Source organism: Candidatus Mesenet endosymbiont of Phosphuga atrata (assembly GCF_964020175.1).
GTDB lineage: Bacteria > Pseudomonadota > Alphaproteobacteria > Rickettsiales > Anaplasmataceae > Mesenet.
In genome coordinates this window covers 64,187-90,626 of the sequence record NZ_OZ026541.1, presented here as the reverse complement: position 1 = coordinate 90,626, position 26,440 = coordinate 64,187, and the positions used below count along the sequence as shown (strand labels likewise).

Annotated in this window: 19 protein-coding genes and 4 pseudogenes; 16 read left to right on the top strand and 7 right to left on the bottom strand. The window is 32.6% G+C overall.

Annotated features, from left to right (window positions below; translation table 11 throughout):
- Positions 1 to 192 precede the first annotated feature (192 nt).
- Positions 193 to 1,566 carry an amidophosphoribosyltransferase gene (gene purF / locus AACL09_RS00430; protein ID WP_339047971.1) on the bottom strand — a complete coding sequence of 458 codons (1,374 nt, stop codon included), beginning with the start codon at positions 1,564 to 1,566 and terminating at the stop codon, positions 193 to 195.
- Between the two features lie 184 nt (positions 1,567 to 1,750).
- Between purF and AACL09_RS00425 the strand changes: the two genes are divergently transcribed.
- From AACL09_RS00425 to AACL09_RS00400, 6 genes and pseudogenes are all read left to right on the top strand, one after another.
- A complete protein-coding gene (locus AACL09_RS00425; protein WP_339047969.1) occupies positions 1,751 to 2,458 on the top strand; it encodes a hypothetical protein in 708 nt (235 codons plus the stop codon).
- A gap of 89 nt (positions 2,459 to 2,547) precedes the next feature.
- Complete coding sequence (locus AACL09_RS00420) at positions 2,548 to 4,905, top strand: hypothetical protein (RefSeq protein WP_339047967.1); 2,358 nt, start codon at positions 2,548 to 2,550, stop codon at positions 4,903 to 4,905.
- A gap of 388 nt (positions 4,906 to 5,293) precedes the next feature.
- Positions 5,294 to 5,443, top strand: coding sequence for a hypothetical protein (locus tag AACL09_RS00415; RefSeq protein ID WP_339047285.1), 150 nt, complete (start codon positions 5,294 to 5,296; stop codon positions 5,441 to 5,443).
- A 345-nt stretch (positions 5,444 to 5,788) separates the two neighbouring features.
- Positions 5,789 to 5,998, top strand: coding sequence for a hypothetical protein (locus AACL09_RS00410; protein ID WP_339047287.1), 210 nt, complete (start codon positions 5,789 to 5,791; stop codon positions 5,996 to 5,998).
- Between the two features lie 150 nt (positions 5,999 to 6,148).
- Positions 6,149 to 6,749: pseudogene (locus tag AACL09_RS06310) on the top strand (IS481 family transposase); the annotation flags it as partial.
- A 206-nt stretch (positions 6,750 to 6,955) separates the two neighbouring features.
- Positions 6,956 to 7,826: pseudogene (locus AACL09_RS00400) on the top strand (transposase); the annotation flags it as partial.
- On the opposite strand, the pseudogene AACL09_RS00395 reads toward AACL09_RS00400, so the two are convergent.
- Both AACL09_RS00395 and AACL09_RS00390 read right to left on the bottom strand, forming a co-directional pair.
- Positions 7,803 to 8,575: pseudogene (locus AACL09_RS00395) on the bottom strand (hypothetical protein). The pseudogenes AACL09_RS00400 and AACL09_RS00395 sit on opposite strands and share 24 nt — an antisense overlap.
- A 125-nt stretch (positions 8,576 to 8,700) precedes the next feature.
- Positions 8,701 to 9,010, bottom strand: a pseudogene (locus AACL09_RS00390) (transposase family protein); the annotation flags it as partial.
- 234 nt (positions 9,011 to 9,244) lie between these two features.
- On the opposite strand from AACL09_RS00390, the gene AACL09_RS00385 reads away from it, so the two are divergent.
- Positions 9,245 to 9,817: a hypothetical protein gene (locus AACL09_RS00385; protein ID WP_339047965.1), complete on the top strand. Its 573-nt coding sequence runs from the start codon at positions 9,245 to 9,247 to the stop codon at positions 9,815 to 9,817.
- 3 nt (positions 9,818 to 9,820) lie between these two features.
- On the opposite strand, the gene uvrA is transcribed toward AACL09_RS00385, so the two are convergent.
- On the bottom strand, positions 9,821 to 12,637 hold the full coding sequence (gene uvrA, locus AACL09_RS00380; RefSeq protein ID WP_339047963.1) for an excinuclease ABC subunit UvrA: 2,817 nt from the start codon (positions 12,635 to 12,637) through the stop codon (positions 9,821 to 9,823).
- A gap of 147 nt (positions 12,638 to 12,784) precedes the next feature.
- Between uvrA and AACL09_RS00375 the strand changes: the two genes are divergently transcribed.
- Together AACL09_RS00375 and hemF are read left to right on the top strand one after the other, a co-directional pair.
- Entirely contained in the window at positions 12,785 to 13,876 is a 1,092-nt protein-coding gene (locus AACL09_RS00375) for a porin (protein WP_339047961.1), read from the top strand.
- A gap of 29 nt (positions 13,877 to 13,905) precedes the next feature.
- Positions 13,906 to 14,733 (top strand): oxygen-dependent coproporphyrinogen oxidase, encoded by an 828-nt coding sequence (gene hemF, locus AACL09_RS00370; RefSeq protein WP_339048940.1) that lies wholly within the window; start codon positions 13,906 to 13,908, stop codon positions 14,731 to 14,733.
- A gap of 714 nt (positions 14,734 to 15,447) precedes the next feature.
- On the opposite strand, the gene AACL09_RS00365 is transcribed toward hemF, so the two are convergent.
- Together AACL09_RS00365 and AACL09_RS00360 are read right to left on the bottom strand one after the other, a co-directional pair.
- Entirely contained in the window at positions 15,448 to 15,897 is a 450-nt protein-coding gene (locus tag AACL09_RS00365) for an outer membrane lipid asymmetry maintenance protein MlaD (RefSeq protein ID WP_339047959.1), read from the bottom strand.
- A complete protein-coding gene (locus AACL09_RS00360) occupies positions 15,890 to 16,207 on the bottom strand; it encodes an NADH-ubiquinone oxidoreductase subunit NDUFA12 family protein (protein WP_339047957.1) in 318 nt (105 codons plus the stop codon). Before AACL09_RS00360 ends, AACL09_RS00365 begins: the two co-directional genes overlap by 8 nt.
- Positions 16,208 to 16,305: 98 nt before the next feature.
- Between AACL09_RS00360 and AACL09_RS00355 the strand changes: the two genes are divergently transcribed.
- Both AACL09_RS00355 and AACL09_RS00350 read left to right on the top strand, forming a co-directional pair.
- Positions 16,306 to 17,745 carry a proton-conducting transporter membrane subunit gene (locus tag AACL09_RS00355; RefSeq protein WP_339047955.1) on the top strand — a complete coding sequence of 480 codons (1,440 nt, stop codon included), beginning with the start codon at positions 16,306 to 16,308 and terminating at the stop codon, positions 17,743 to 17,745.
- A gap of 74 nt (positions 17,746 to 17,819) precedes the next feature.
- Complete coding sequence (locus AACL09_RS00350; protein WP_339047953.1) at positions 17,820 to 18,242, top strand: ferredoxin family protein; 423 nt, start codon at positions 17,820 to 17,822, stop codon at positions 18,240 to 18,242.
- Positions 18,243 to 18,292: 50 nt separating this feature from the next.
- Here AACL09_RS00350 and AACL09_RS00345 read toward each other — a convergent pair whose 3' ends face one another.
- Positions 18,293 to 19,252, bottom strand: a complete 960-nt coding sequence (locus AACL09_RS00345) for a hypothetical protein (protein WP_339047951.1) — start codon at positions 19,250 to 19,252, stop codon at positions 18,293 to 18,295.
- Between the two features lie 135 nt (positions 19,253 to 19,387).
- On the opposite strand from AACL09_RS00345, the gene dusB reads away from it, so the two are divergent.
- From dusB to AACL09_RS00320, 5 genes are all read left to right on the top strand, one after another.
- Entirely contained in the window at positions 19,388 to 20,353 is a 966-nt protein-coding gene (gene dusB / locus AACL09_RS00340; RefSeq protein WP_339047949.1) for a tRNA dihydrouridine synthase DusB, read from the top strand.
- Between the two features lie 97 nt (positions 20,354 to 20,450).
- A complete protein-coding gene (locus AACL09_RS00335; RefSeq protein WP_339047947.1) occupies positions 20,451 to 21,080 on the top strand; it encodes an exopolysaccharide biosynthesis protein in 630 nt (209 codons plus the stop codon).
- Positions 21,080 to 22,444, top strand: a complete 1,365-nt coding sequence (gene cysS, locus AACL09_RS00330; RefSeq protein WP_339048938.1) for a cysteine--tRNA ligase — start codon at positions 21,080 to 21,082, stop codon at positions 22,442 to 22,444. Before AACL09_RS00335 ends, cysS begins: the two co-directional genes overlap by 1 nt.
- A 71-nt stretch (positions 22,445 to 22,515) precedes the next feature.
- Positions 22,516 to 23,610 carry a hypothetical protein gene (locus AACL09_RS00325; RefSeq protein WP_339047945.1) on the top strand — a complete coding sequence of 365 codons (1,095 nt, stop codon included), beginning with the start codon at positions 22,516 to 22,518 and terminating at the stop codon, positions 23,608 to 23,610.
- Between the two features lie 95 nt (positions 23,611 to 23,705).
- Positions 23,706 to 26,327 carry a PD-(D/E)XK nuclease family protein gene (locus AACL09_RS00320; protein WP_339047943.1) on the top strand — a complete coding sequence of 874 codons (2,622 nt, stop codon included), beginning with the start codon at positions 23,706 to 23,708 and terminating at the stop codon, positions 26,325 to 26,327.
- Positions 26,328 to 26,440 lie beyond the last annotated feature (113 nt).

The following is a 26,440-nucleotide window of genomic DNA, read 5'->3' as shown; positions in this document are numbered from 1 at the left end:
TAAAATAACATACTACTTAATTAATAAATAGCCTGATTAGCATTATCCATAATATGTACCAGACGCCACTATACTTTTATTTTCTCAATTTGACGCCTATGGTTTGTTGAACGCTCTCTATTTTAGCTGTAAATTTTGCATTATGAAAAATAGAGCATTTTAAATTTTTGCTAAATTTTGATTTTAGCGTTTTTAATTGTTTATATCAATCGGGTAATTGCCTGTAAAGCATGCATCGCAATACTGAGGGCTTCCATCATTGCGCTTTATTTTTTTGACTGCACGATAAAGCCCTTCTATACTCAAAAAGCTTAAGCTACTTACATCCATTATTTTAATCATCTCCTCTACTGAGAAGTTGTTAGCCATTAGCTTTTCACATTGCGGAGTATCTATTCCATAAAAACAGGAATGCTTAATGGGAGGGCTAGAAATTCTTAAATGGATTTCTTTCACTCCCGCATTTAAAAGTAAAAATACTATTTTTTTTAACGTTGTTCCGCGCACTATGCTATCATCGATAAGCACTATGCTTTTATTTTTTAAAATATGGTTGTTTGTATTATGTTTTAGTCTTACTCCTATGTTACGTATCTGTTCAGTAGGCTGAATGAAAGTTCTACCGATATAATGATTCCTTATAATACCGAATTCAAGCGGTAATCCTGACTGATTGGCGTATCCAATTGCTGCTGGTATTCCAGAATCAGGTACAGGAACTATCATATCTGCATCTTGTGGTGGAGGGCTCTCTTGTGCTAGCACGCTTCCAATTTCCTTCCTTACTTCATATACAGACTGATTTTCAATTACGCTATCTGGTCTAGAAAAATAGATATATTCAAAAATACAAAAGCTTGATTTTTCTCTCACAAAAGGAAAAAGGCTTTTTAATTTTCCATCTTTACTGATAGTTATTACTTCCCCCGCTTCCAATTCCCTAATAAGGCTAGCACCAATAATATCAAGTGCACACGTTTCAGAGGTAAGTACATATGCATCGTCTGTTTTCCCAAGAACAAGTGGTCTAATTCCTGCAGGATCGCGTAGTCCTACTATTTCATCCATTGTCATAGCAACAAATGAATAGGCTCCTTTTACTTGATTTAAAGCATCTACTAAATTGTCTAAGAACGTTTCTTTATTACTAATTTTAATGAGATGAGAGATAACTTCTGTATCAACACTGGACTTAAAAACGCAACCCTTTTTAGTTAATTCTGCAGCAAGATTTGTAGCATTAGTTAAATTGCCATTATGTGCTATTGCCATCTTGCCGGATCTACAGTCACTTACTATTGGTTGTATAGTACTTTTGTCTCCACTCGTTGAATAACGCACGTGACCTATTGCATACCTACCATGAAGTTTTTCCACCTCTTCCATATTATCGAATATGCTATTTACTTGCCCATGAATATGGAGAGAGAAAAAATTCTGATTATCGTTTGTAACAATACCAAATGACTCTTGCCCTCTATGTTGTAGAGCATGAAGACCTAAAGCACAATTAAACGCAGCTTTGTCATTACAAGCTATAGCAAATATTCCACATTCTTCATGCATGCTATATGAAAATATTAATTATAAGTTTAGTTTAGCTCAGCTACAAGTAAAAATCTATTTTAAGATGATTTTGAAATTAACCTTTCAAGTTATACGATAATATATTTGCACTAATTCTAATATTAAGAGTATTTTAATATCTAATATCTATTATCCAATTCAACTTATAGTTGAAGGTAATAGAATGACCAACAATCCTAAAATAAATGTAAAATTTGATGAAAAAATAAACGCAGAAGCATTAGCGGATAATGCTATATATAATTTTAAAACTGCTTTTTGTAAAACACAGGAATGCAGTTTTCCTGAAGAGATTAATCTCAATCTATTTACAACTAAATCTGAATATGAGAACTATTTCAAAAAAAACAATATTGATCCTATAAAACAAGCTGGGCACTTTACTCTTGCGAAAAGCGGGGATGAGTTTGATGTGTATTCTTATTTAGATAGACAAAAATCAGAATATTCTGATTTAAGTATAAAACGAGGGGTTGCCCACGCTTTAATTGAAAACAACGAGAAGTGGGGAAAAGTTTTACCTACATCATTTAAGGTAGGAATAGCAGACTATGTTGCAGGTTTGAATGAGTATGGTTTTGTTCAGAATAACAATGATGATAAGCGTGACTTTGAAGCAATAAAAGAAGATTCTTTAAGTTTAGAAGAAATATTAGCTAGAAATAGTGATCATGGTGGCTTAGCAGAGCAAGTTGTGAAATTTCTTGAATCAGAACATAAAGAAGATCTTAAGTGGTTATTGCATAAGATCGATACCGAAACAGTAAAAGAAGGTAGAAGCTCTGTGAATCAGTTCATCAAAGATGTAGGAGAATATAATGGCGAATTCTCAGACTGGATAGCAGGACAATATAGCGATTTTATCTTATAGTTTTGCTAAAAAATTTTAAATTACTTTTCTAGTATTAAGAGTATATCTTAATACCATTTCTAATATTTATAATTATAATGGAGTACAATATGTATAATAATATGAGAAAATTTAATGTTGATGATATAGAGATAGAAGTATTTGGTAAAAACCCAAGTAATGATCAGATAGAGAGTATAGGAAAATCAATTGATAAGGCTTTTAATAATTTCAACGCTGCTTTCTGTAATGATCTGGGGTGTGGTGGTGCACAGAAGATTAACATCTATGCGGCAAATACTGAAGGTGAATATAAAGAGCTTTTAAATGAAAAAGAAATTGATAATAGCATAAAAAACCATAAATTCTCTGCTTTAAAAGATTATGGTAACAAAGAATTTGATATTTATTTTTACCTAAATAGATCAGGAGATTTCGCTTACTCAACTTTAGAGAGAGCAGTAGCTCGTGTTTTAATTGAGGGTAATGACGTATTTAAAAGCGCTTTACCTCAAGCACTAAAAACAGGAATGGTAGATTATGTTGCAGGTTTAGATGAGAATGGTGATGTTCAAGACAATAATGAAGATTGTCGTGATTTCAATAAAATTATAGGCAAGAATCTAAGTCTATACAAAATATTAAGCAGTAAAAATAGTGAAGCCCAAGCAGAACAAGTAATAAAGTATCTTAAGCAAGAAAATCCTGACAAAATTAATCAATTATTTAAAGATCTTACTAATACACAAAATCAGCAAGATAAGAAAACGATAGCTGATAATTTTTTAAATGAACTAAAAAATGATGATGAAGGTCTTAACTCAAAATTTTCAGAGTGGATAAGTAAGCAATTAGAGCAATTCCAGCAAAAGTTGGCAGAGAAGTTTGTTCCAGAGATGGAATCTGTAACAATGAAAGATGGTACTGAGATAGTAGTAAGATATCATCAAGATAGTAAAATGAAGGATGTAAAGACATCAGTTGCTGATACTTTAACAAATTTTAAAGACGCCTTTTGCAGTAATGGAGAGTGTAATATTCCTCAAAAATTAAATATTTTTTCATTTAATAGCGAAACTGACTACAGCCAATATTTATGCAGTAATAATAAAAAATCCGATAAATTCTTTGTCTCAAATGATAAAAATGGTGGCGCTAGTATTTACTTATATCTAAAAGGGAAAGGTGACAATAAGGAAAGTAATAATATTGACACTTTAAACGCACGAGTTATTGAAGCCATAATGAAAAATAATGATTGGGATCACCTGCCTCAGAAATTTAGAGAAGGAGTGCAAAATTATATTTTAGATTTAAATGATGATGGTTATAAAAACAGTAACTTAAATGATACTAAAAATTCTAATCTCGCTCCAGGTTACATAATGAGTGAGTTTGGTACTGAAGGCTATCTATCAGGACAAGTAGTGAGGTTTTTGATGGAAAATAAATCTGATGATGCGCATCAGTTGCTTAAAAGCTTTAACGAACTACAAGTAAAGGACAAAACAAAGGTTGAAAAGATAGTTAGCAGTTTTATGGGGAAGTTAGATGGTTATGAGCAAGGGTTTTCAGATTGGGTAAAAGGACAACTAAGTCAGGTTAACAATGCGAGATCAGAAGAAGAGCTCAATCCGTTAATACAAATCCAAGAAAGAGAGTCTACTTCAATGGATCAAATTCAAGAGCAATCAACTGAGGGTAAGCAAGATTTTATAGACCAAGTAATGAATTCCTCATGTATTACTGATTTAGGTATTAAACCAGAGTGTAAAGATAAACTTGAAGATTTAATTAAGGCATTGAAAGAGTGTAATGAAGAGTCTGAGAAAGTAGTAGAACCTAATGAACCTGAAGAAGAAACAGGAGAAAAACCTGAAGAAGAAACAAGAGAAAAACCTGAAGAAGAAACAAGAGAAAAACCTGAAGAGGAAATAACAAAACAACCTGAAGAGGAAATAACAGAACAACCTGAAGAAGGAGTAGTAAAAGAATCTAAGGAAAGCATATCTGATATTTTTAACAACTTCAGGAAGGCTTTGTGTAATAGCCAAGAATGTCATGGTATTCAAAAAGTAAACATAAGTACTATCAGTGGAGATGAATTCAGAGATCTAGTAGATGAGCCACATTATAATAAAGTAGGTTACTTTATAATCTCAGATGACCATAATATAGTTGATATTAAATTATATATTGATCACGAAAAAGATTCTTCAGCCTTAAATTTTGGATCTGGAACGTTTATAAATCCACATTGTAATAGCTATGTTCCGTCAGATCTCAATATAGGTAATGAATATGAGTCTAATTGTGCTAAAGCAGCACAGGTTATGTCATTCCTCATCCAAAGACATCCTGATCACCTTGTTTATCTTTTTGAAGATCTTGCTAAATCTGGGTGTGAGAACGGAGATCGAATCATGCAAGAGTTAGATAATTACTACAACTCCGAACTACAAACGTGATTGGAAAGTAATCCTATTGCGTAAGGAAGATTTTAATCTTACGAAAAAATGGTTGGAAGGTTTATAAAAAAAATATAAACCTTCCATATCAATAGACATACTGTAATAGCTATTGAAAAAAGGAGATAGAATATTTTAGAGAGAAGTAAGAAATTCAATAGAATTAGTTCTTCAAAAATAATTTAAACTTTTAAAGTAGGAGTAGTCTCATAAAATATTATATCGAGTTAGATGTCTCACTCAAAGAAACTTTTATAAGTATCGTTGATGAGAAAGGAAAAGTTGTTAAGGAAGAAGTTGTTGCAAGAAAAAGTAAAGCAATAGCAGAGAACTTGCTAAGTCAAGGCAAAAAATAAGAATCCATAGGGATAGAAAGTTGTCAATATCAATGTGTAAAGAGTTAAGGGATTTTGGATTACCAGTGATTTGTGTAGATGCAAGGGGTATAGCTCAAATGATGAGGGTTGGGTTGTACAGAGAAGTATTAGTAAAATCAGATAAATCTTACCAAATCAACTTGGAAGCAGAAGACAGTTAACATGTAGCAAACAGCAGATTATTGGAACAATAAATTGAAGATATACGGTTGGTCGAGGATTAAAATTTGAAAGCTTTTCTTTAAAAATAGAAGAAATGATCTAGATGAAGTTAGCAAAAACTCAATTGAAGCATTAGTACATAGCTTAGAAACAATAGAAGAATCAATTTGATAAATTACTTTCAGAAAAGTGCAAAAAAGATGAAAATTATTAGCCCAGGGGTTGGTATTATAGTAGCAATGACATACAAAGCTGCAATACACATAGGTTTGAAACATCTTATACAGTTGGAGCATATATGGGATTGAGCCCAAGACAGTATGCTTCTGGGGAGATTGATCGACATGGAAGTATATCAAACAATGGAGTGCAGAAGTATGCTATATGAGGCTGCGCAATCCTTGCTGACAAGATGTAAGAGAAAATTTAAGTTAAAAAGCTGGGGATTAGCAAAAAAGAAAGGTATGAAGAAAGCAATTGTTGCTGTAGCGCGGAAGTTGTCAGTAATTATGCATAGGATGCTAATTGATAGAAAAGAATTTTGTTATCAATAAACACTAAAGGAATATAGGTATAATTTTATTGAAAGTAAAGATAGTAATGCCGATGGAAGCGATAAGCAAGAACAGAGGATGAAGCTAAGACTTCGTATTAGTTGTATTAAATAAGATTTGAACTGACACTTAGAACAAAAAATAAGAGAAATGAATACAATACAAAAAAATACTAAAACTAGGATTTTAGCAAGACAACTAGGAAATGTGTCACAAGCGTATGGGATATTCAAATTTTATCGCTTCAAGGAGTTATACGAAAATGGAGATGAGATAAGTAAGAAAGTTTGCAAACAGAGTTTCGGAAGACATAGAAAGATCTGTATAGCAACAGAATTTCCAGCATATAAAAAATGAGCTGAGAAAAAAATAATATCTGAAGGTGGATAGTTGAGATTTTTAAGAAAAGACTTAAAGCACTAGAAGCAAAAAGATGGAATAATTCTAACAGCTTTAGAAAAAGTGAAAGAACAAAGATGATAAAATTGAAACACAGGTTATCTGGGTGCTCAAGATACCTATTATGTAGGTAATATCAAAGGTATAGGACGAATCTACCAGCAATTGATACTTATTCTCGAAGTTGCATTTGCTAAGTCGATAAGACAGCAATTACCTCTTGTTAAATGATAGCCATTCTTTGATATTGCGTATTTTGACTGATAGAGGTACAGAATATTGCGTGAAATTATCAGCTTTATTTAGGCATATCGATCATTCTAGAACCAAAACCCACTCTCCACAGACCAATGCTTCACAAAACTATGCAAATCATCTTTAGAAATATAGTTCTTTGGAAGACATGCAGAGAACGTTCAACAAACCATGTCAAACAAGAAAAATATTAATATAAAACATGGAATGAACGAAAAAACATCGAATAAAAACAGTGGATTAATAAAGAGTTAATATATTATCGTCCATCCGAGAAACTAACTGGAAAAGGAGGAACTGCTAATCAAAAAGTTACTAGAGGCTAGTTTAGAAGGTGAAATACCTATCAAATGAAGATGAAGAAAATAATCGTAGGAATGGCAAAAGTTCAAAGACTATATATACAGATTCAGACTCGTTTGAGCTTATAACGCCTCGAGATGGAGATTTGAGCCACAAAAAAAAGACAGACTAATTTACATCCTGAACTTGAAGCAAAAATTCTTAGTATGTTTGCAAGAGTTATAAAATCGCATATCGAAGAAATTATAAGATATCAGCAGCAGCAATATTACCGATAAATTATTACCAATGAGTGGCGCAGTCGGTCATATTTACCCAATAATTTGTATGATTTTTCAAAGTAAGCAAATTTGGCATAGATCAAAAAAAGAGGTTTTTATTTGGCTGAAAGCGAGGGTTTTGGTTAGGAGTATTGAATGATCTCAAAGTGTAGAATAATTGCCAGCATAGATGGGCTCAAAAGCTTTCCATAAACAACGTATTTCCCAACGCAGAAGTGCAATTGTGTATAATGCATCAGATAAACTAAAATATGTATCCAGCAAAATGAATGATTTGAAGAAAAGCTTCAAATAGAGAAATAGCTGAAAATTTGAGCTGGAAGAAAAATGGGAATTTCCATGGTAGTGGCAAAATAATTGGGAAACTGGCTATTTTAAGTACTCAGATCCTGTTAGGCGGATAGTTTACACTACCAATCCCATAGAGGGACTGCACAGGCAAATCAGGAAAAAACCAATTTACCAGTACAAATGCCTTCTGTGCTATAAAAAAGATAGAGCAAAATTGGACTATACCAAATTGGGCTTTAACCATCTCTCAACTTGATATTTTCTTTCCTAATAGATTAAAAATTCAGTTGAGTTTTTGACACAGTTTGTTGAATACTCCCGAATTTAAATATACTATCAGAATCCTGATTTAATATTTTTCTAAAAAGCAATATATCAAGAAAAGTTTGCATTGGCGTTTTATCATAGCAATATTTGTCTGATTGTTTCGTTGTAAGAACGCAACCAACATCAATTTGCAGATCTTCTAAAGAACTATATTTCTAAAGATGATTTGCATAGTTTTGTGAAGCATTGGTCTGTGGAGAGTGGGTTTTGGTTCTAGAATGATCGATATGCCTAAATAAAGCTGATAATTTCACGCAATATTCTGTACCTCTATCAGTCAAAATGCGCAATATCAAAGAATGCTATCATTTAGCAAGAGGTAATTGCTGTCTTATCGACTTAGCAAACGAGAATAAGTATCAATAAAAGTCTAGCTGGTAAATTCGCCCATTATATTACCCACGTAATATGTATCCTGAGAACCCAGATAACCTGAGTATCAATTTCACTATCTTTGTTCTTTCACTTTTTCTAAAGCTGTTAGAATTATTCCATCTTTTTGCTTCTAGTGCTTTAAGTCTTTTCTTAAAAGTCTCAACTATCCACCTTCAGATATTATTTTTTTCTCAGCTCATTTTTTATATGCTGGAAATTCTGTTGCTATACAGATCTTTCTATGTCTTCCGAAACTCTGTTTGCAAACTTTCTTACTTATCTCATCTCCATTTTCGTATAACTCCTTGAAGCGATAAAATTTGAATATCCCATACGCTTGTGACACATTTCCTAGTTGTCTTGCTAAAATCCTAATTTTAGTATTTTTTTTGTATTGTATTCATTTCTCTTATTTTTTTGTTCTAAGTGTCAGTTCAAATCTTATTTAATACAAGTAGTTGATAACATGTAAATTTTCGATTCTTTAAAAATCCTAAAGTCATGTCGTTTACCGTGAGCAAAATACAATTTTCTTACTTTCTTTTGCTATAACTACTTGTGTTTTTATCGTATGTTTCTTTTTCTTTCCAGAATAAAATCTCTTCTGCTTTTTTTTGGTCTCTCTATGGGAGTTTCTGTTCCGTCTACTACCAGAATCTCATATTGCACATCTGACTTTAATAGCTCTTTTTTCCAGGTAATGCAAAATCTTGGTGCTTTATTATTCCACCCACTTTACTGTTTTATATCTCCCATAGTTTTGTGCAATATGGAAATAGGTCCACGAATAATGCCATTAATTTCCTCATTTAGCTTATTTCCTCCTTTAGCCTTCTTCTTTTTTCCTGTAGAACTTTCACTATCTTATTGAATTTTTAGCCCTTGCGAAATTTCTCATCCTCCAACTCTTTTACTATTTTATATTTTTTTGAAACCTTCCCCTTTTCTGATTTTAGGCTAGTTTCGATAGAGGTCTATTGAAGATGATGAAGTTCTTGAGAACATTAAATATCATATGACAAATTGGCCACGTGGTTATCTTATGTGTGTATATGAGTTTTTATATAAAAAGCGAGACATCGAAGCACTACTTAAAATAATAAGCGACAAAAACAAATTTCAGGAAGACATTATCTATAAATTTTCAAATTATAAAAATCTACATACAGCTAATAGACAATATTTAAGAGAAAATTTTAAAGAGTGCATTGAATATAATACTTTTGCTTCTGACTCATCTGTCCCTTGCCATTTCAGAGAAGGACCCACCTTTCAAAATTGGATGCTGGCTTACAGTAATGTAATAATATTAAAGGAATTAGATTACATGATCTCTGCTTTTCATTCTTTACAGCACTATCACATAGAAGATACTTCTTCATTTGGGTATCATCTCAGTATGATAGACAAAAGAGTAAATAATTATATTGAAGGTAAAGGATATGACACTGGACTTGGAGTTAACGTAATAAATTATCAGTATGATAAAAGGGATAAAAAACAGATGAGTAAACAAGAGCTATATAGTCTATTACAGCTTGCAAAGGTTGCAGTTGTTAAGGCTGCTATTAAAAATAGTAGAGAGTAAATTTTACAAATAAGACCTTAAATACTTACCAGTCATACTTTCTGAAATATTAACTACCTTATCTGGAGGGCAAGCAGCAACGACCTTCCCTCCTCTTATCCCTCCTCCCGGGCCGATATCTATAATATGATCTGCAGTTTTAATCACATGCAAATTATGTTCAATCACTATAACTGTGTTACCTAGGTCAGCTAATTTATGTAATATTTTAAGGAGATTACTTATATCTTCAAAATGCAAGCCAGTTGTCGGTTCATCAAGAATGTATAAGGTCTTACCGGTAGCACGTTTTGACAATTCTTTAGATAGCTTTATTCTCTGTGCTTCACCTCCAGATAAAGTGGTTGATGGTTGGCCAAGTTTTATGTAGCCTATGCCTACCTCCTGAAGCGAAACTAGTTTCTCTTTGATGATCTGCATATTTGCAAAAAAGTCACATGCTTGATCAACTGTCATATTTAAAATATCAGCTATTGACTTACCTTTATACACAATTTCTAAAGTCTCACGATTATACCTAAACCCTTTGCATTGCTCACATTTAACATAAACATCAGGCAGAAAATGCATCTCAATTGTTAGATATCCATCTCCTTTGCATGCTTCACATCTTCCGCCTTTTGTATTAAAAGAAAATCTACCTACTTTATATCCACGAGCCCTAGATTCCTGCAAATTTGCAAACCAATTTCTCATGTGAGTAAATAAACCAACATAAGTTGCTGGGTTTGATGCCGGTGTTCTTCCTATTGGAGATTGATCTATTTCTATAACTTTATCTATATATTCAAGTCCTTTAATAGCAGTGCATTTCCCATATGGCTGGGAAGAGCTGTATATTCTATGCGCTGCATATTTATACAACGTTTCAATAACTAAACTTGACTTTCCTCCACCTGATACTCCAGTAACACAAATGAAATTACCAAGAGGGAATTTGACATTTATATCGCGCAAATTGTTCTCACACGCACCAATTACCTCAATGTATTTATCTGAACTTTTGCGCCTTTTTGGTATGGGAATTACTTTATTTTTACTTAAATATTGACCTGTTATGCTACTTGGATTCTTTTTAATTTCCTCTGGTGTACCTTGAGCAATTATCTTACCACCATTTACTCCAGCTCCTGGACCAATATCAATTACATAATCTGCATTCATAATTGTATCTTCATCATGCTCAACCACTATAACTGTATTGCCGACATCTCTTAAATCTTTTAAAGTTTTTATCAGCAAATCATTGTCGCATTGATGCAAACCAATAGACGGTTCATCTAGAACGTATAATATGCCAGTAAGACCTGAGCCAATTTGTGATGCAAGCCTAATCCTTTGACTTTCACCACCAGATAGCGTGCCTGATTCACGCTCAAGTGTTAAATAATCTAGTCCTACATTCTTAAGAAAACTCAGGCGTTTTGTTATCTCATCTAATATTTTTTCTGATATTTGATTTTGTTGCTCAGTTAGCACTGTAGGCAATTTTTGAAACCACAGTAAAGCCTCATCTATAGAAAGCTTTGTCACTTCACCTATATGTTTTTCATGTATTTTTATTGATAGCGCTTCTTTTTTTAACCTAAACCCTTGGCAACTATTGCAGTAAACAGTGCCATAATATTTTTCTATATCTTGCTCATTTTTTAGCAAGGTAATTAGGCCAGGAAAGGGCTTCTTTGCAGTAAATCTATAGCTAATTTCCTGATTACCAGAGCCAAAAAGAATTGCGTTTTTTGCATCTTGACTAAGCTCACTCCATGGCTGATTGAAATCAAAATTATATAATTTTGCTAGTGCTGATATTGCATCCTCTACTATATATGAGTAAGGATGTATAGCGGAACCTTTTATAGGACCTATCAGTTTTAAAGCACCATCGGCAATAGATAAGTTTTCATCCGGCACGATAAGCTTGATATCAATATCTGATTTTTTCCCCAGTCCATCACATACGCTACATGCACCATAAGGACTATTAAAGGAAAAAAGCCGTGGCTCTATTTCTTCAATTGTAAAACCAGATTCAGGGCAGGCAAGATTTTCTGAAAAAGCCAGTATTTGTCCGCAATTATAATCTAAGTTGTCATCATCAGGTAGACCTACAATTTCAACATGCATGAGGCCGCAACCAAGCTTCAGTGCTGCTTCAACACTACTGGGCAGACGATTATCTAAATCAGCCGTTACAGATACCCTATCTACTACAACAAATACATCATGTTTTTTATTTTTATCCAGTTGTGGTAGATCATCGATACTATATATTTTTTTATTAATTTTTAGTCTAGTATATCCTTGCTTTTTTACCTCTAATATTTCTTTTTGATGCTCGCCTTTGCGACCACGCACAATCCCTGCAAGGATATATATTTTTGTTTCCATAGGTAGAGCCTGTATTACATCTACTATTTGAGTTGTAGTTTGTTTTGTAATTGGCTTACCTGTTGCTGGAGAATATGCAGTGCCAATGCGAGCGTACAAAAGGCGTAAGTAATCATAAATTTCAGTTGCTGTACCTACAGTTGATCTTGGATTTTTAATTATCGATTTTTGATTGATTGATATTGCTGGTGATAGACCAGTGATTGATTCAACATCAGGTTTATCATGCATGTTTAAAAATTGACGAGCATAAGCTGAAAGGCTTTCCACATAGCGGCGCTGTCCTTCTGCATATATTGTATCAAAAGCAAGCGTAGATTTTCCAGAACCACTCAGCCCACTGATTACAACCAATTTATTTTTTGGTATGTCAACGTCAATATTGCATAAATTGTGTTCTCTAGCACCTTTTATTCGAATAAAGTCATCCATAATTCAAACATCTAAAGAGATTCATTATATACTCAATACCTAATCCTGGCCTATAATTTTGTTGCAAACATTCTATCAAACAACTTTATATTGATTTTTTAATATATAGATATAATATATTTATGTCTTAGTAGTAAATAGTTGTTAATGAGAAACCTATATTTTATTATCTTGATTTTGTACATATCGTACGGACATAACTGCCATGCTACTAAGACAATCATAAGCAGTGAAGATAAATATGCGGAGCTAGAAGGAAGCACTAGCTTTAGTATGGGACATATAAAAAATAATGAAGAACGCTTTAGTGATGGCAAGAATGGTACAATTTTACTAGATTCAAATATTGGTTTTCTTTATATACGTAAAAAAGACAGTGAAGATAATCTTGGTGCCAAGATCAAACTATCAACGAAATTCACATCTTTTAAGCCTAAACCTCTGGAAATAAATATAGATGAAATGCATATCTTTTTTGCAACGCAAAATAGAGGTATAATGAAACTCGGCTTTGATGATACTATAAGTAGAAGCATGGGTTCGAAAATGTACTTTGGAGCTGGAGGAATAAATGGGAGATGGGCAGATCTTGCAAATCTTAGAGGGTTTAATAAGGCAGATGATGGTTCAGGGTATGACACAGGTGGCATATTTTGGGTAAAACCAGATTTATATATTGACTATAAGGGACTTAAATCTCTAAGAGTGAGTTATTATTCTCCCAAAATACGTGGAGTACAAATAGGTTTAAACTATCTTCCTAAAGATGATGATGCAGGATATCAAAGAATAGTAAGTGGAGGAATTACTTATAGTAATTGTGCTTTTAAAATCATCAATTATTCATTATCTCTAACTGGTGAATTGGCTAATGAGAATTCAGCTAAAAAATTGAATAAACTACAGACATGGAATGCTGGCTTAGATCTGCAGTATAAGAACATAAGATATGTAATTGCATATGGTAATATTGGTACATCTGGACGCAAAAACTCTCCTGAAACTTACTATGTAAATACTGGCATTGCTTACTATCATAATAACTGGCGCGGTAGTTTTATGCATTTTATAAGTACTAAGGGGAATAACAATTTTCTTTCATGGTCTATAAATTGGGAGAAATATTTAGCAAAAAATGCTTCATATTATATAGACTTTGTAAAATTCAACACTCAAGAACCTGCAGATAGTAGCAATTCAGGGCATGTATTTTTAGTTGGTTTGAAATCTAATTTCTAATACCATATTAATTTTAAGCACTAGAAATGATCGATAAGCAAAAAAATCTAGCATCAGAATGGTTTGTGAGTTTAAGAGATTCAATAGTGGATGAGTTTCTAGCTATTGAAAAGGAATTTTCGGCTGAGCCTCTAAAGATAAATAGAAAAAAGTGGGATCGCCCAGGAGGTGGCGGTGGGGAGATGACTATAATGTATGGTAAAGTGTTTGAAAAAGTTGGTGTCAATATATCAACGGTTCATGGAAAGATTGCAGAAAAACTTATGGATGAAGTTCCTGGAGCAAAAGAAAATGATGGCAAGTTTTGGGCTAGTGGAATTTCCATAGTTTCGCACATGCATTCACCGCTGGTACCTGCAGCTCATATGAACACAAGGTTTATAGTTACTGCAAAATCGTGGTTTGGTGGCGGGATTGACTTTACTCCCACCTACTGCAATGATGAAGATTATCGATTTCTCCATGGCAAAATAGAAAAAATGTGCAATGAGTTTAATCCCAACTATTATCCACAATTTAAAAAACAGTGTGATGACTATTTCTTTCTTCATCACAGAAAAGAGCCAAGAGGAATAGGTGGGATATTTTACGATAACTTAAGCTCTGATAGTTGGGAAGGTGACTTTGCATATACACAAGCTGTTGGCAGAACTTTTCTTGAGATTTACCCTTCTGTAATACGTAAGCATATGAGTAAATCATGGACAGAAGAGCAAAAGGAATATCAACTAATTAAACGTGGTAGATACGTAGAATTTAATTTGCTATATGATCGTGGGACAAAATTTGGTATTTTAACAAATGGTAATCCAGATGCTATAATGATGTCTATGCCACCTTTGGTGAAGTGGAAGTAAAAAATCTTATGTCCGGCAATATCCGTATGCTCTCTATACCGGATTCATCAATATAAACAAATGGTTTTTTGTTCCCAGAATCTTTAAGAATTCAGCTCTTCGTCCTTTTTTTTGTATCCGTAGGTCTTTTTTTACGCGTAAATCCAATCTTTTTAAATGCTCGTTCGAAAATTAATATTACCCCAGATTTCCGATAGAGTTTTCTCTCTGTGCTTTTCAGCAAATTCAGCAAACAGTCGGTAATTTTATGATTATAGTTCCAATGACTGAAAATCTCCTGTTTCTTTTGCTGCCATTCATACAGTTAAACCTCCGAGCCACATCCTTCATCCAATTGCTTTTTTCCTTAAATAGATGCTGGCCTCCTAAATCTTTATCTTATCTCGTTCAGATCTTTAAAGGAATGGCTATACTACCATTTTGTCGAATCCGCTCAATCATCGAAACCTTTCTTTATATATTATTATGTAGGATAATATAGCTAATACTTCCAAGCTATTCCAAAACTTAATTTATTTTTTAATGCTTCTCTAAATTCCACTGCTTCTTTAGCGAACCTAAAATCCAATTTTTTACTAATTTCTATTCTATAATTCCTATATTGCCAAAAAAAATCTTCCTATTGCTTTAGCATTTATAATCAGGATGCTTTGAGTTTATTTTTTGTTGTTTAGTTATCAAAACTTTCAGGTAACTGTATAGCTTTTTTAAATTCTATTTCTTCATTAATGAAGAAATAGCTTTGTCGACTAATTTACTTATGCCCATATCAGATTGAGTGTTTTCAATGATACCACCACTTGTAACCACATCATCCTCTGCTCCAGGATATATATTAATAAATTTATTTTCTAAAAGATTGCTATTAGTTACTCTAGCAATACTATCAACTGGTAATAATATGTTTTCGTTGATGCACATACTAACTTCAACTACATAACCTTCCTTTTTAAGAGATATATTAGTAACTACTCCAGCCTTAACCCCAGAAATTTTGACGCTACTACCAACATCCAAACCTGTCACATCAGAAAACATGGCATTTACTTGATAACAATCATCATGATTTGTCTTTAAATTATCAAAAATAAAAAAAGCTATAACAGCAACAAAAACTAAAACAAATAGTCCTATTATTGCTTCAGTAATATTAGATTTAGTCATTTGGACTCCAATTTTTATAAGTGATATTACTATTTGAGAGATAGTGATTAGTGTCACTATGTATTTCTATAGGATCAATTATACATCTTATCAAACTGTCTTGTGTTTTTGGAACATTATCACTAGTATAATGAAGCCAAAGATGCCATTTGGGTGGGATTCTAACCGGATCTTCAATTTTATTATATATAACCCATCTCTTTTTAGTTTTTTTATCATTCACCTCATAGTAAGCATTACCATACTCATCCTTTCCCACTAGTGTCTTGTTTTTTCTAAAGAAAAATTTTATCTGATCAGAAAATGCCATATTCTTCCTTAACTTACAAAAATATTTGCTATAAGCAAAATTATTTTACACTTTTACACTTTAAAAGTATATTTTTAGTTTAAAATAGTTTCTAAAACGTGATATTGCCTATTTTGCAAGTTATAATACCTTTAACTTCTGCAATCCTTTGTTTTTTGTTCAATAATCACAAATTATCTTGGATTTTATCTTTAATTACAACTTCTACTACCCTACTTATCTCATCATTACTTTTATGCAAGACATACAATGGGGAAATTATAAATTACAACGTAGGTGGATGGATAGCTCCGTATGGAATAGAGCTGAGAATTGACCTATTTAATGCGGTAATGTTATGCCTCATTAACTTTATATCTCTAATGAGCATACTGTATGGATTTTACATAAATAAAAAAGAGATAGATGAAGATAAAATAGCAGGTTTATATTCTATATTTTTATTTTGTTTAAGTGGATTTATAGGGATTTTAGTCACAAATGACGTTTTTAATATTTACGTGTTTCTTGAGATATCATCTCTTTCATCATATATATTAGTTGCAATGGGTAGATCAAAATCGTCTTTAACTGCAGCGTTTGAATATTTGATAAATGGGACAATAGGTGCAACTTTTTACTTAATTGGGGTGGGATTACTTTATTCAGTAACTGGAACACTTAACATATCTGATTTAGCATTAAAAATCTCATATCTACACGATAGTCTTATCATACAATCGGGGTTAATTTTTATCGTTATTGGTTTATTAATTAAAATAGCACTTTTTCCTTTAAACCGTTGGCTAGTTAATGCTTATAGCGCATCTCCTAGTTTTGTTACTATCTTTTTCTCCGGTACTGCAACTAAAGTTATGATTTATGTTCTGCTTAGAATTTATTATTCAATTTTTTATGCAAACTCGTTATTCATTGAATCATATCTGACTCATTTGTTATTAATCCTGGCTTTGTGCGGAATAGTTTTTGGTGGTCTGCTAGCAATTGTAGAAAAAGATTTGAAAAAGCTGCTTGCTTATTCAAGTGTAGCTCAAATTGGTTATATCATCTTGGGGGTTAGTTTGAATTCTAAGGCAGGCCTTACTGCTGCTATAATCCACATGATAAGCCACAGTATAGTAAAGTCTGCACTATTTATGGTAGCCGGTTGTGCCTCTTATACAACGGGCACAACAAATATAGAAAACTTAAATAAATCTTCTATAACACCTATATTTATCATATTAGGTATGGGTCTTATAGGCGTGCCAATTACCTTTGGTTTTGTTGCTAAGTGGTATTTACTTAAGTCAATTATTGACTCCATCTTGTGGGTACCTCTTGTCATTTTTGTCTTAGGGTCATTTTTGTCAGTGATATATGTTTGGAAAGTAATTGAAAAAATGTATCTAAAAGCTAACCAAGAAATGAAAATTACCCAAATTCCAATTACAATGCTTTTATGCTCATGGTTTATGGTTATACCAATAGTAGTATTTGGTATATACAGCAAACCAATTGTAGATATTGCAGATAAGATTTCTGCTTTGCTTCAATAATCCTTTAGAATCACAAAAATCTTGAATTAATAAAATATACCTTTAATTTAGAGTATTATTTATTTAACATTTACATGACGCATTTTGTTACGGAAAAATGCATAAAATGCAAATATACAGATTGTGTTGAAGTTTGCCCTGTTGACTGTTTTTATGAGGGGGAAAATATGTTGGTTATAGATCCAGACCAATGTATTGACTGTGGGGTATGTATCCCAGAGTGCCCAATAGATGCAATTGTTACTGACGATGGAGTAAAAGATATTTTAGACCGAGCTGATGATCTGCTAGCAAAAGAACAAAGAATGCTCAAGTTATTTTATAATCTCAATACTGAGTACGCAAAAAAATGGCCTAATATTACAGCTAAAAAGAAAGAAATGGATACAGCTGAAGAATATAAAAATAAGCAAGATAAATTAGATCATTTTATAGAAAATCTGCAAGATCAAGAGGAAATTGAAAATTTTAAAAGCTTTAAAAAACAACGGATTTAGAACTTTAAATAAATTGTATTTTTACTGGTTGAAGTACACAGTTTTCTCAATTAACTGATAGCGCATATTGAATTATTTGCTCTTACACTTGTGACTTTTGCTGCTTCCAAAAATGTATTCTTATTTTGCAAACATTCCACAACTTTAGCTAAGGCAAGAGTTTGCAACGATTGTACCCCTTTTTTAGTGTATGAAAAACCATCTAATTGAACTGGTGACAATTCTAGTTGTTCTTGGTTTTTGCTTATCTTTTCTTTAGTTAATGTTTCTATTTTTTGTGTAATTTCTTCGATAGACTTGTTTTGTAATTCTGAAATTGTAATATCACCTAAGCTAAATATTGATAGATAATTAACAATAAAATCCTGCTTATCTTCATCCAAAGTTATTAATTTTCCTATATCTTCAATCATTTTATTCTTCATAGCGAAATAAAATAGTCTTGGATTTTCTCTATATCTATCTATTGCTACAACTTCTACAGAGGATATAAATTCCCACGCGCTTTTAAGCATCTCTGAAGATTGAAATAAAGAAGAAAATTTTGAAGTGATTTTTTTGCGATTAACAAAACAATCATATACTTCAGTGGCTATGTTAATCTCTCTACAATGCCCCATAAAATTTGTTGTGATAACAGGAAAACATTTCTCAAGCAAGTTTCTTATACGATGAGGTTTAGTATTATATTTCACAAGATCATATACGCATTCTATGCTTTTTAGTTCACACTTATTTTCCAATAACAAAATAATAAATTCTTTGTATTTCACAAAGGTATTATATACTTCATCATTCTTTTGACAAAATACACTTTTAAAAGCTTCACTACCATACCCATTTTCTATCAACGCAGTTAGTAAATCAGATTGATCCTTAATTCTGCTTAAAAGTAAGTTAAAATCTCGATTATTAAATTTTAATATTCCATTAATAATTTCTTCTGGACAATTATATTTTTTTAACAAACATATAAAATTCTCATTATCTTGTGATCTACTATTAAGCATTTATCCCCCCATACTAAGTAAACTTATATTATGATAATTTATTTTAGATAAATAGTAAAGATATTAATCCTAAATAGATTTTTATATATTAGAATATAGTTTTTTTATATATTTTATCTTTTTCTAGTTTAGAAAATGAAAATTGGAAATTTTATACTTGATGCTCCTGTTATTTTAGCACCTATGTCTGGGGTAACTGATCTACCATTTCGTTCTTTAGTTAAAAAATTGGGCGCAGGGCTTTTAGTTTCAGAGATGATAGCAAGCAGGGCAATGATAATGCAAACTAAGCAAAGTCTGCAGAAAGCACAAGTTGATGAAAATACCTCTGTGCAACTTGCAGGATGCGAGCCAGAAGTTATGGCAGAAGCGGCAAAGCTTAATGAGGATATGGGAGCCAAAATTATAGATATGAACTTTGGCTGTCCAGTGAAAAAAGTAGTGAATGGTTATGCAGGATCAGCACTTATGCGTGATGAAAAGAAGGCTGCAGAGATAATTGAGGCAGTGGTTAGAGCTGTTAAAATTCCTGTTACGCTTAAAATGCGCACAGGTTGGGACTACGAGCATCGAAACGCAGATCGCCTAGCTAAAACTGCTGAAGAGCTTGGAGTGCAAATGATTACAATACATGGACGCACAAGAGCTCAAATGTATCAAGGTAAGGCTGACTGGCAATTTGTCAAGCAAGTTAAGGAAAAAGTCAAAATTCCAGTAATAGTAAACGGTGATATTAAAACTACTGATGATATCAAGCAAGCACTGCAAGACTCTGGTGCAGATGGAGTGATGATAGGGCGCGGAGTATACGGTAGGCCGTGGTTTATAAATCAAGCAATAAATTTTTTAATAAAAGGTATAGAATTACCAGAACCGACAGCAAAAGAAAAAATAGAACTAATAATTAAACATTATGATGATAACATTAATTATTATGGAGAGGACGCAGGAGTTAAAATTTCAAGAAAGCATATAGGCTGGTATAGTAGTGGACTTATTGGCTCTGCAGAATTTCGTGCTGCAATCAATCGCTTAACTGATGCAAAAGAAGTAAGAGAGAGATCAATAGAGTTTTTTAGTCGAGTTATGAATTTTATTTAAAGAAAGCTAAAACTTACTTTTATTTGTTAAGTATCAGTGGAAATATAGGCTTGAGATATTTATACTACAAGCTTACTATATCCTTTTAATTAGAGTTTTGCCTAAAAAAAATAAAACAACATCAGACATTCTAGAAGAAGTTGCAAATACTAATGTTCAAGATGCTGATAAAATTACATTATTTGAACTTAAAACCGTGATACATGAACGTGGCTTTGGCATATTCATGTTAATTTTTTCCCTGCCGCCATTTATTCCTGTACCTATTCCTGGTTATACTACTATATTTGCAATACCACTTATTTTGTTTTCAATACAGCTTTTTATTGGGCTTGATTCACCATGGATGCCGAAATGGTTAGAAAGAAAGTCTATTAAGCGCTCAGCACTGGTGTTTATAGTAGAGAAGACCTCTCCTATCCTTAAGAGGATAGAAAAAATTATGCAGCCAAGAATGGCATTTGTTTTTTGCAAATTTGGTGAAAAATTCTTAGCTTTAATTATATTTCTCTGTTCCATATCAATTGCGGTTCCTCTACCATTTACCCATTTTTTTCCATCTGCGGGAGTAGCATTTATTTCCCTTGGAATTATAAGTAAAGATGGGCTTATTTCGCTTTTTGGAGTAGTTATATCGCTTATTGGAATAACTATTACTTCAGTTGTGCTCATAGCCGGGCCTAAATTTTTGATTGGGATGTTTTCTTTTTTAAAAAATTTTGTATGATTAGCTTATACAATACCCTTAGCAATAAAAAAGAAACTTTCACTCCTTTAGACCCAAGTAATATCAAGATGTACGTATGCGGCCCAACCGTATATGACTGGGCACATATCGGCAATGCTAGATCTGCTGTTGTCTATGATGTGTTGTTTCGGCTACTAACTCATACTTACAGTAACGTCACTTACGTGCGCAATATTACCGACATTGATGACAAAATTATAGATTCCGCAAAGCAAAAAAAGCGTAGCATTGAGGATATAACCTCGTATTATGCCGCAGCGTTTCAGCAAGATATGGACGATTTAAACTGCATAAAACCTACATTTGAGCCGAGGGCAACACATAACATTAAAGAAATCATTGATTTAATAGAGAGGCTAATAAAAAACGGTAATGCTTACATAGTGGATCAGAATGTATATTTTAATATTGAGTCATACTCAAAGTATGGGCAGCTATCTGGACGCAAGACTGCTGAGCTGATACATGGAAGTAGGGTTGAGGTTGAAACCCATAAAAAACATCCGGGAGATTTTATCTTATGGAAACCAGCAACTGATGTTGATCTTGAACTGCGAAGCTTTTGGCCAAGTCCATGGGGCAATGGCAGGCCAGGTTGGCATATAGAGTGTTCAGCTATGAGCCATAGCTATCTTGGAGAAAATTTTGATATTCACGGCGGTGGTGCAGATTTGCAATTTCCTCATCATGAAAATGAAATAGCGCAAAGCTGCTGTGCATTTCCCGGCTCACAATTTGCAAGATATTGGGTGCACAACGGCTTTGTAACTGTGGATGGTGAAAAAATGAGCAAATCTTTGGGCAACATAGTAAAAGTTAGAGATTTATTGCAAAACGGAGTAAAGGGTGAAGTAATTCGCTATACATTCCTTAAAACTCACTATAGAAAGCCTTTAGATTGGACTGACGAAACACTAGCTACTTCTAAAGAAGCCCTAGATAGATTTTACGGCGTCTTAAGTAACGCTTCAGAGATAGAGGGAGGTGCAGATGTTGCTAAAGACATTACTTATGCTTTAAAAAATGATTTAAATACGCCAGAGGCAGTCTCAGTCCTGCATGAGATGGCAACAGAGATCAATAAAACACATAATAATAAACAGAAAGTGCATTTGACTGCTACTTTCCTTAAAAGCGCAAATTTCCTTGGCATCTTAACTCACAGCTGGCAAGAGTGGTTTAGAATTTATGATGAAGAAACAGATAAATTGATAGAGCAAAGAACACAAGCCAAAAAAAATGGTGATTTTGCCGCTGCTGATGCCATACGCGCTGAACTCCTCAAAAAAAACATACTACTATCTGACCAAAAGGATGGCACCACAAAGTGGTATAGGAAGTAATTATATTTCATATATATCTTTGCTTTTTTCTAAAAAAGTCATAGTTTAAAATTATTAGTGGTAGGGGGAATATGCATAGTAGTTTTATAGAGTGGTTAAAAGAACATAAATGTCCAGATGAAATTATTCGTAATATATTTGAAGAAGGTTCTAAGTGGGATGATAGTACGTTTAAAGAGCGTATTAAAAGTTGTCCAACATTATTTACTGCATTGCTAGATAATGGATACAAATATGAAGCTATTGAATGGATATTCTACGTAGATAGATATTGGAATAGCTTAGCAAAGCAAGAAGATATTGCCATTGAACTGGTAAAAAACAAATGTGAGTACAATGATATTTCCTCAATGTGCAAGTTTAAAGATGTTGATAGTAAAAAGTTTTTTGACCATAAAGAATTTTATGTCGGACTTCTTAAAAAACTCTCTCCACTTCCAAGTAGCCAAATGAGTGATATTTTAGATTTCTTTGTAGTTGATTGTAATGAGCAACAGCTAAAAAGATGTATGAGCAATCAAAAATTGCTTAATTTGTTGATAGAAAACTACCTGCCAAGTGAAATGCTAGAGGGCATCCTTCAAAAAGATGATTACAGAACATTAAATATTAAAAACAATAAAGAATTATTGGATCTCTTGCTAAGAGAGGAATTAATATTTTCCGATAAGAGTAATCAATTTGACAGAGATAGGAAGGATTTAGTTACTAAAGATACATTGATACATGAGTTGTTACAAATAAATGATCTTACAATTCATGATTTACTATGCCCTAATGGTATGCTAATCACACCCACAGCATCACGTGTTAGGAAGAAAGCAGAAAAAAAAGCAGCAAAATCAATTAAACTGAGAATAAAAAGAGCTCAAAGCAATTTACCGGATGAACACCCTGCTAAAGCAGAAGGGTTAGCAGAACAAGTGTTTGAGAAAATTGAGTGTAATAAAGATCACGTAAAACAAGTGTTAAAGCGATTTAAGTCTGATCAAGATCTAATAAGGCTATTTAACTATATTCAAGATACAGAAAGGCTGCTTAACTATAATCAAGATGAAGTGCCATCATTACTAGTTCTTTCTGTAAATGCAATACCTGCTTTACAAATAGAAGAAATAAAAGTCCTTCAGGAAAAACAACAAAAAGGATGTTGCAATATCTTATAATTTCTCAAGCAAACGTTGAGTTTAAATTGTTAGTGTAGATTTTATAATGTAAAATTACCTAAAATAAATGCAGTGTGAAGGTAGGTTCTAGCTTGATGAATAAGAACAAAATTTTTACAACAAACGAACCTTTCTTACCAGCATTGGTAGATTATATATTTGCTAAATACGAGCTGCTGGAGATTGCAAACCTTAAGATAGTTGTACCTTATAAAGCAGATATACTAATACTGTTTGACGCATTTAAAAAACATAAAAAAACTGTTATTTTGCCAAATGTCGTTTCATTTGAAAATATAGATGAGGAGTATCTAATATTAAATATTGATAAGGTAAAAGTTACCTCTCCTACAAGGCGAATTCTTTTACTCACTGAATTTATAATAAAATGGAATAGGGATAATAAAGAAAATTTGCCAATTAGTGTTGTGCATAATCTCACCTCACTGCTAGATGAACTTCAGCATAACCAAATACCAATATCTGCTTTAAATTTAAATGATCCTACTGAGCACTGGCAAAGCAGGTTTTTATCTGAATTCACGCAAGTTTGGGGTAGTATTTTACAAGATGAAATTGATCCCTTAGAGCACAAAAATAACTATATAAATAACATAATATATAGTAAGGATGAGCATGTTATCTTTGCTGGCATCCACCCCTCTAAAATCTGTCATGCCTTAATTAAAACCATCTATAATTTAGAGTTTGGCTTAATTGTGCTGCCAAATTTAGATTTACATATGAAAGAAGAAGAGTGGAGTAGAATAAATGAAGAACATCATCAGTACTGCTTAAAGGGGCTTTTGGACTACATTGGTGCCAGTAGAAGAGACGTACAACACCTTACTGCTGCACCTAAAATAGGCAATGAGTTGATTGAATATGTGTTTAACTTAAGCAAAAATCTATACGATTTCAATGCAAAAGAAGACAGTAATTTTGAAATTATCACTTGTAAATCGCAAGAGGAGGAAGCGCAAGTTATTTCAATGATAATCAAAAATGAAGAAAACGTATCGTTATTTATTAGTGATGGACTATTATCTAAACGTGTTAACTCTTTGCTGAATGAGGAATCAGCTACTGACAATTATTATCTTTATATAACTTTTTTATTATATATTTTAGATATACTTACATCGAATTGGGGTAGTGTAGAGCTACTTTCGTTACTCAAACACCCATTTATTGACCTAGGATATCCTAAAGATGAATACAATAAAATTTTAGCTGATTTTGAAATTAAAATTCTGCGCAATCTTAATCAACTAGGGATTGAAGCAATAAAGAAAGGTATTGATAGTTATAATGATTCAGAAATATCTTCTTTTTTCAGTAAAGTAGAACTGAGTCTTACGCCTTTAATTAGCAATATAAATAATAATATCTCGGAGATAGCAAAAGCTCACGTTGAATGCTCACAGAAATTATCAAAATTTCTGCAGTTAGGTAATGAGATTAGCGATTTCATGGTTGCTCTAATAAGAGAATGTGAAAAAGCAGAAATAAGCACATTAGAGCTATATCAAAAAATACTGAATTTACTTCTGCAAAACAAATTTTCTTCTATGTCAAATCATCTGCATAGATTCAGTTTGCATAAGAATAAAGTTGTAATACTGACAAACTTCAATGAGGGACATTTTCCCCCAGATTTTCAAAATCCATTACTAAGTCCATCTATGCGCAAACAAATAGGGCTGTCTTCTACTCAGATTGGTTATTTTCAATATATTCTTCATAACCTGATGCATGCAGAAAAAGTCTATATTACCAGATCCGTAAAGGGGATAAGTGGAGTAAACAGAAAACCTTTGTTTCTACAACGGTTAGAGATGTTAATAAGAAAAAATGATAATACTTTAAGTAAGCAACCGTTTAGGGAATGGCTCAAGTTATTAACTAAGCCTGATTTTATCATTCCGTGCAGTAGGCCAAAACCTAGCCCATCTATAGATGTTAGATTAAAAAAATTACAAACGCTCTCATCCACTGCGGTAGAGAAGTTAATTCGCAACCCATATTCATTTTACGCTGAATATATCTTAGACCTTAAGCCACTGAGAGAATTAAATTTTAGACCAACGATAATGCATTTTGGCATTACTATTCATAAAATTTTTGAAAAATATCTATTATCTCAAAATAATAGTTATGAGATACTACTCAACATCGCCCATAAATATATGAACTTTCCTAGCATACAGTCGATATGGTGGCCAAAATTTCAAAAAATAGCTAAAGATTTTTTTAAATTAGATGTGGAAAGAAGGAAAAACTCTAGTGTTGTAGAAGTAGAAAAGGCTTTTTCTTGGCCACTGTCTGAAAAAATTACTATCAGAGCAAAATGTGATAGAATAGAACATTTATTAGATGGCAGTATTGCAATTATAGACTATAAAACCGGTTCCCTGCCGACACAAAGCGATGTAGAAATGTGTTTTTCACCACAGCTAATACTTCAAGCTATAACGGCAATGCATTCGATGAATAAGGAAATCAAAGAGCTAATGTACTGGAAGTTTGATGGCAAGCAAGCAGAAATTTTTACTATTGAAAACCATAAAGAAATCGTGCTATTTCTTTCTACTAATATAAAAGGCTTCCTTTCCAACTTCTTAAATGAAAACGTACCATTTACTGCATCTTATAGTTTAAATTTAAAAAGGTCTTCAAACTATAAACATTTAGAACGTACTGAAGAATGGTTATAAGGGTATATCTCAATATTTGTAGATTAATACTAGAATTTAAGCTATCTTCGTATGAGAAAATGTGATCTTCAAATATTAATTGATTAATGTAATTAAATATGTAATAATTTTAA

Excerpts from the sequence above, each read along its gene's own strand:
- purF (WP_339047971.1), bottom strand. The coding sequence starts at position 1,566 with ATGCATGAAGAATGTGGAATATTTGCTATAGCTTGTAATGACAAAGCT.
- AACL09_RS00425 (WP_339047969.1), top strand. The coding sequence starts at position 1,751 with ATGACCAACAATCCTAAAATAAATGTAAAATTTGATGAAAAAATAAAC.
- AACL09_RS00420 (WP_339047967.1), top strand. The coding sequence starts at position 2,548 with ATGTATAATAATATGAGAAAATTTAATGTTGATGATATAGAGATAGAA.
- AACL09_RS00415 (WP_339047285.1), top strand. The coding sequence starts at position 5,294 with ATGTGTAAAGAGTTAAGGGATTTTGGATTACCAGTGATTTGTGTAGAT.
- AACL09_RS00410 (WP_339047287.1), top strand. The coding sequence starts at position 5,789 with ATGGAAGTATATCAAACAATGGAGTGCAGAAGTATGCTATATGAGGCT.
- AACL09_RS00385 (WP_339047965.1), top strand. The coding sequence starts at position 9,245 with ATGACAAATTGGCCACGTGGTTATCTTATGTGTGTATATGAGTTTTTA.
- uvrA (WP_339047963.1), bottom strand. The coding sequence starts at position 12,637 with ATGGATGACTTTATTCGAATAAAAGGTGCTAGAGAACACAATTTATGC.
- AACL09_RS00375 (WP_339047961.1), top strand. The coding sequence starts at position 12,785 with ATGAGAAACCTATATTTTATTATCTTGATTTTGTACATATCGTACGGA.
- AACL09_RS00365 (WP_339047959.1), bottom strand. The coding sequence starts at position 15,897 with ATGACTAAATCTAATATTACTGAAGCAATAATAGGACTATTTGTTTTA.
- AACL09_RS00360 (WP_339047957.1), bottom strand. The coding sequence starts at position 16,207 with ATGGCATTTTCTGATCAGATAAAATTTTTCTTTAGAAAAAACAAGACA.
- AACL09_RS00350 (WP_339047953.1), top strand. The coding sequence starts at position 17,820 with ATGACGCATTTTGTTACGGAAAAATGCATAAAATGCAAATATACAGAT.
- AACL09_RS00345 (WP_339047951.1), bottom strand. The coding sequence starts at position 19,252 with ATGCTTAATAGTAGATCACAAGATAATGAGAATTTTATATGTTTGTTA.
- dusB (WP_339047949.1), top strand. The coding sequence starts at position 19,388 with ATGAAAATTGGAAATTTTATACTTGATGCTCCTGTTATTTTAGCACCT.
- AACL09_RS00325 (WP_339047945.1), top strand. The coding sequence starts at position 22,516 with ATGCATAGTAGTTTTATAGAGTGGTTAAAAGAACATAAATGTCCAGAT.
- AACL09_RS00320 (WP_339047943.1), top strand. The coding sequence starts at position 23,706 with ATGAATAAGAACAAAATTTTTACAACAAACGAACCTTTCTTACCAGCA.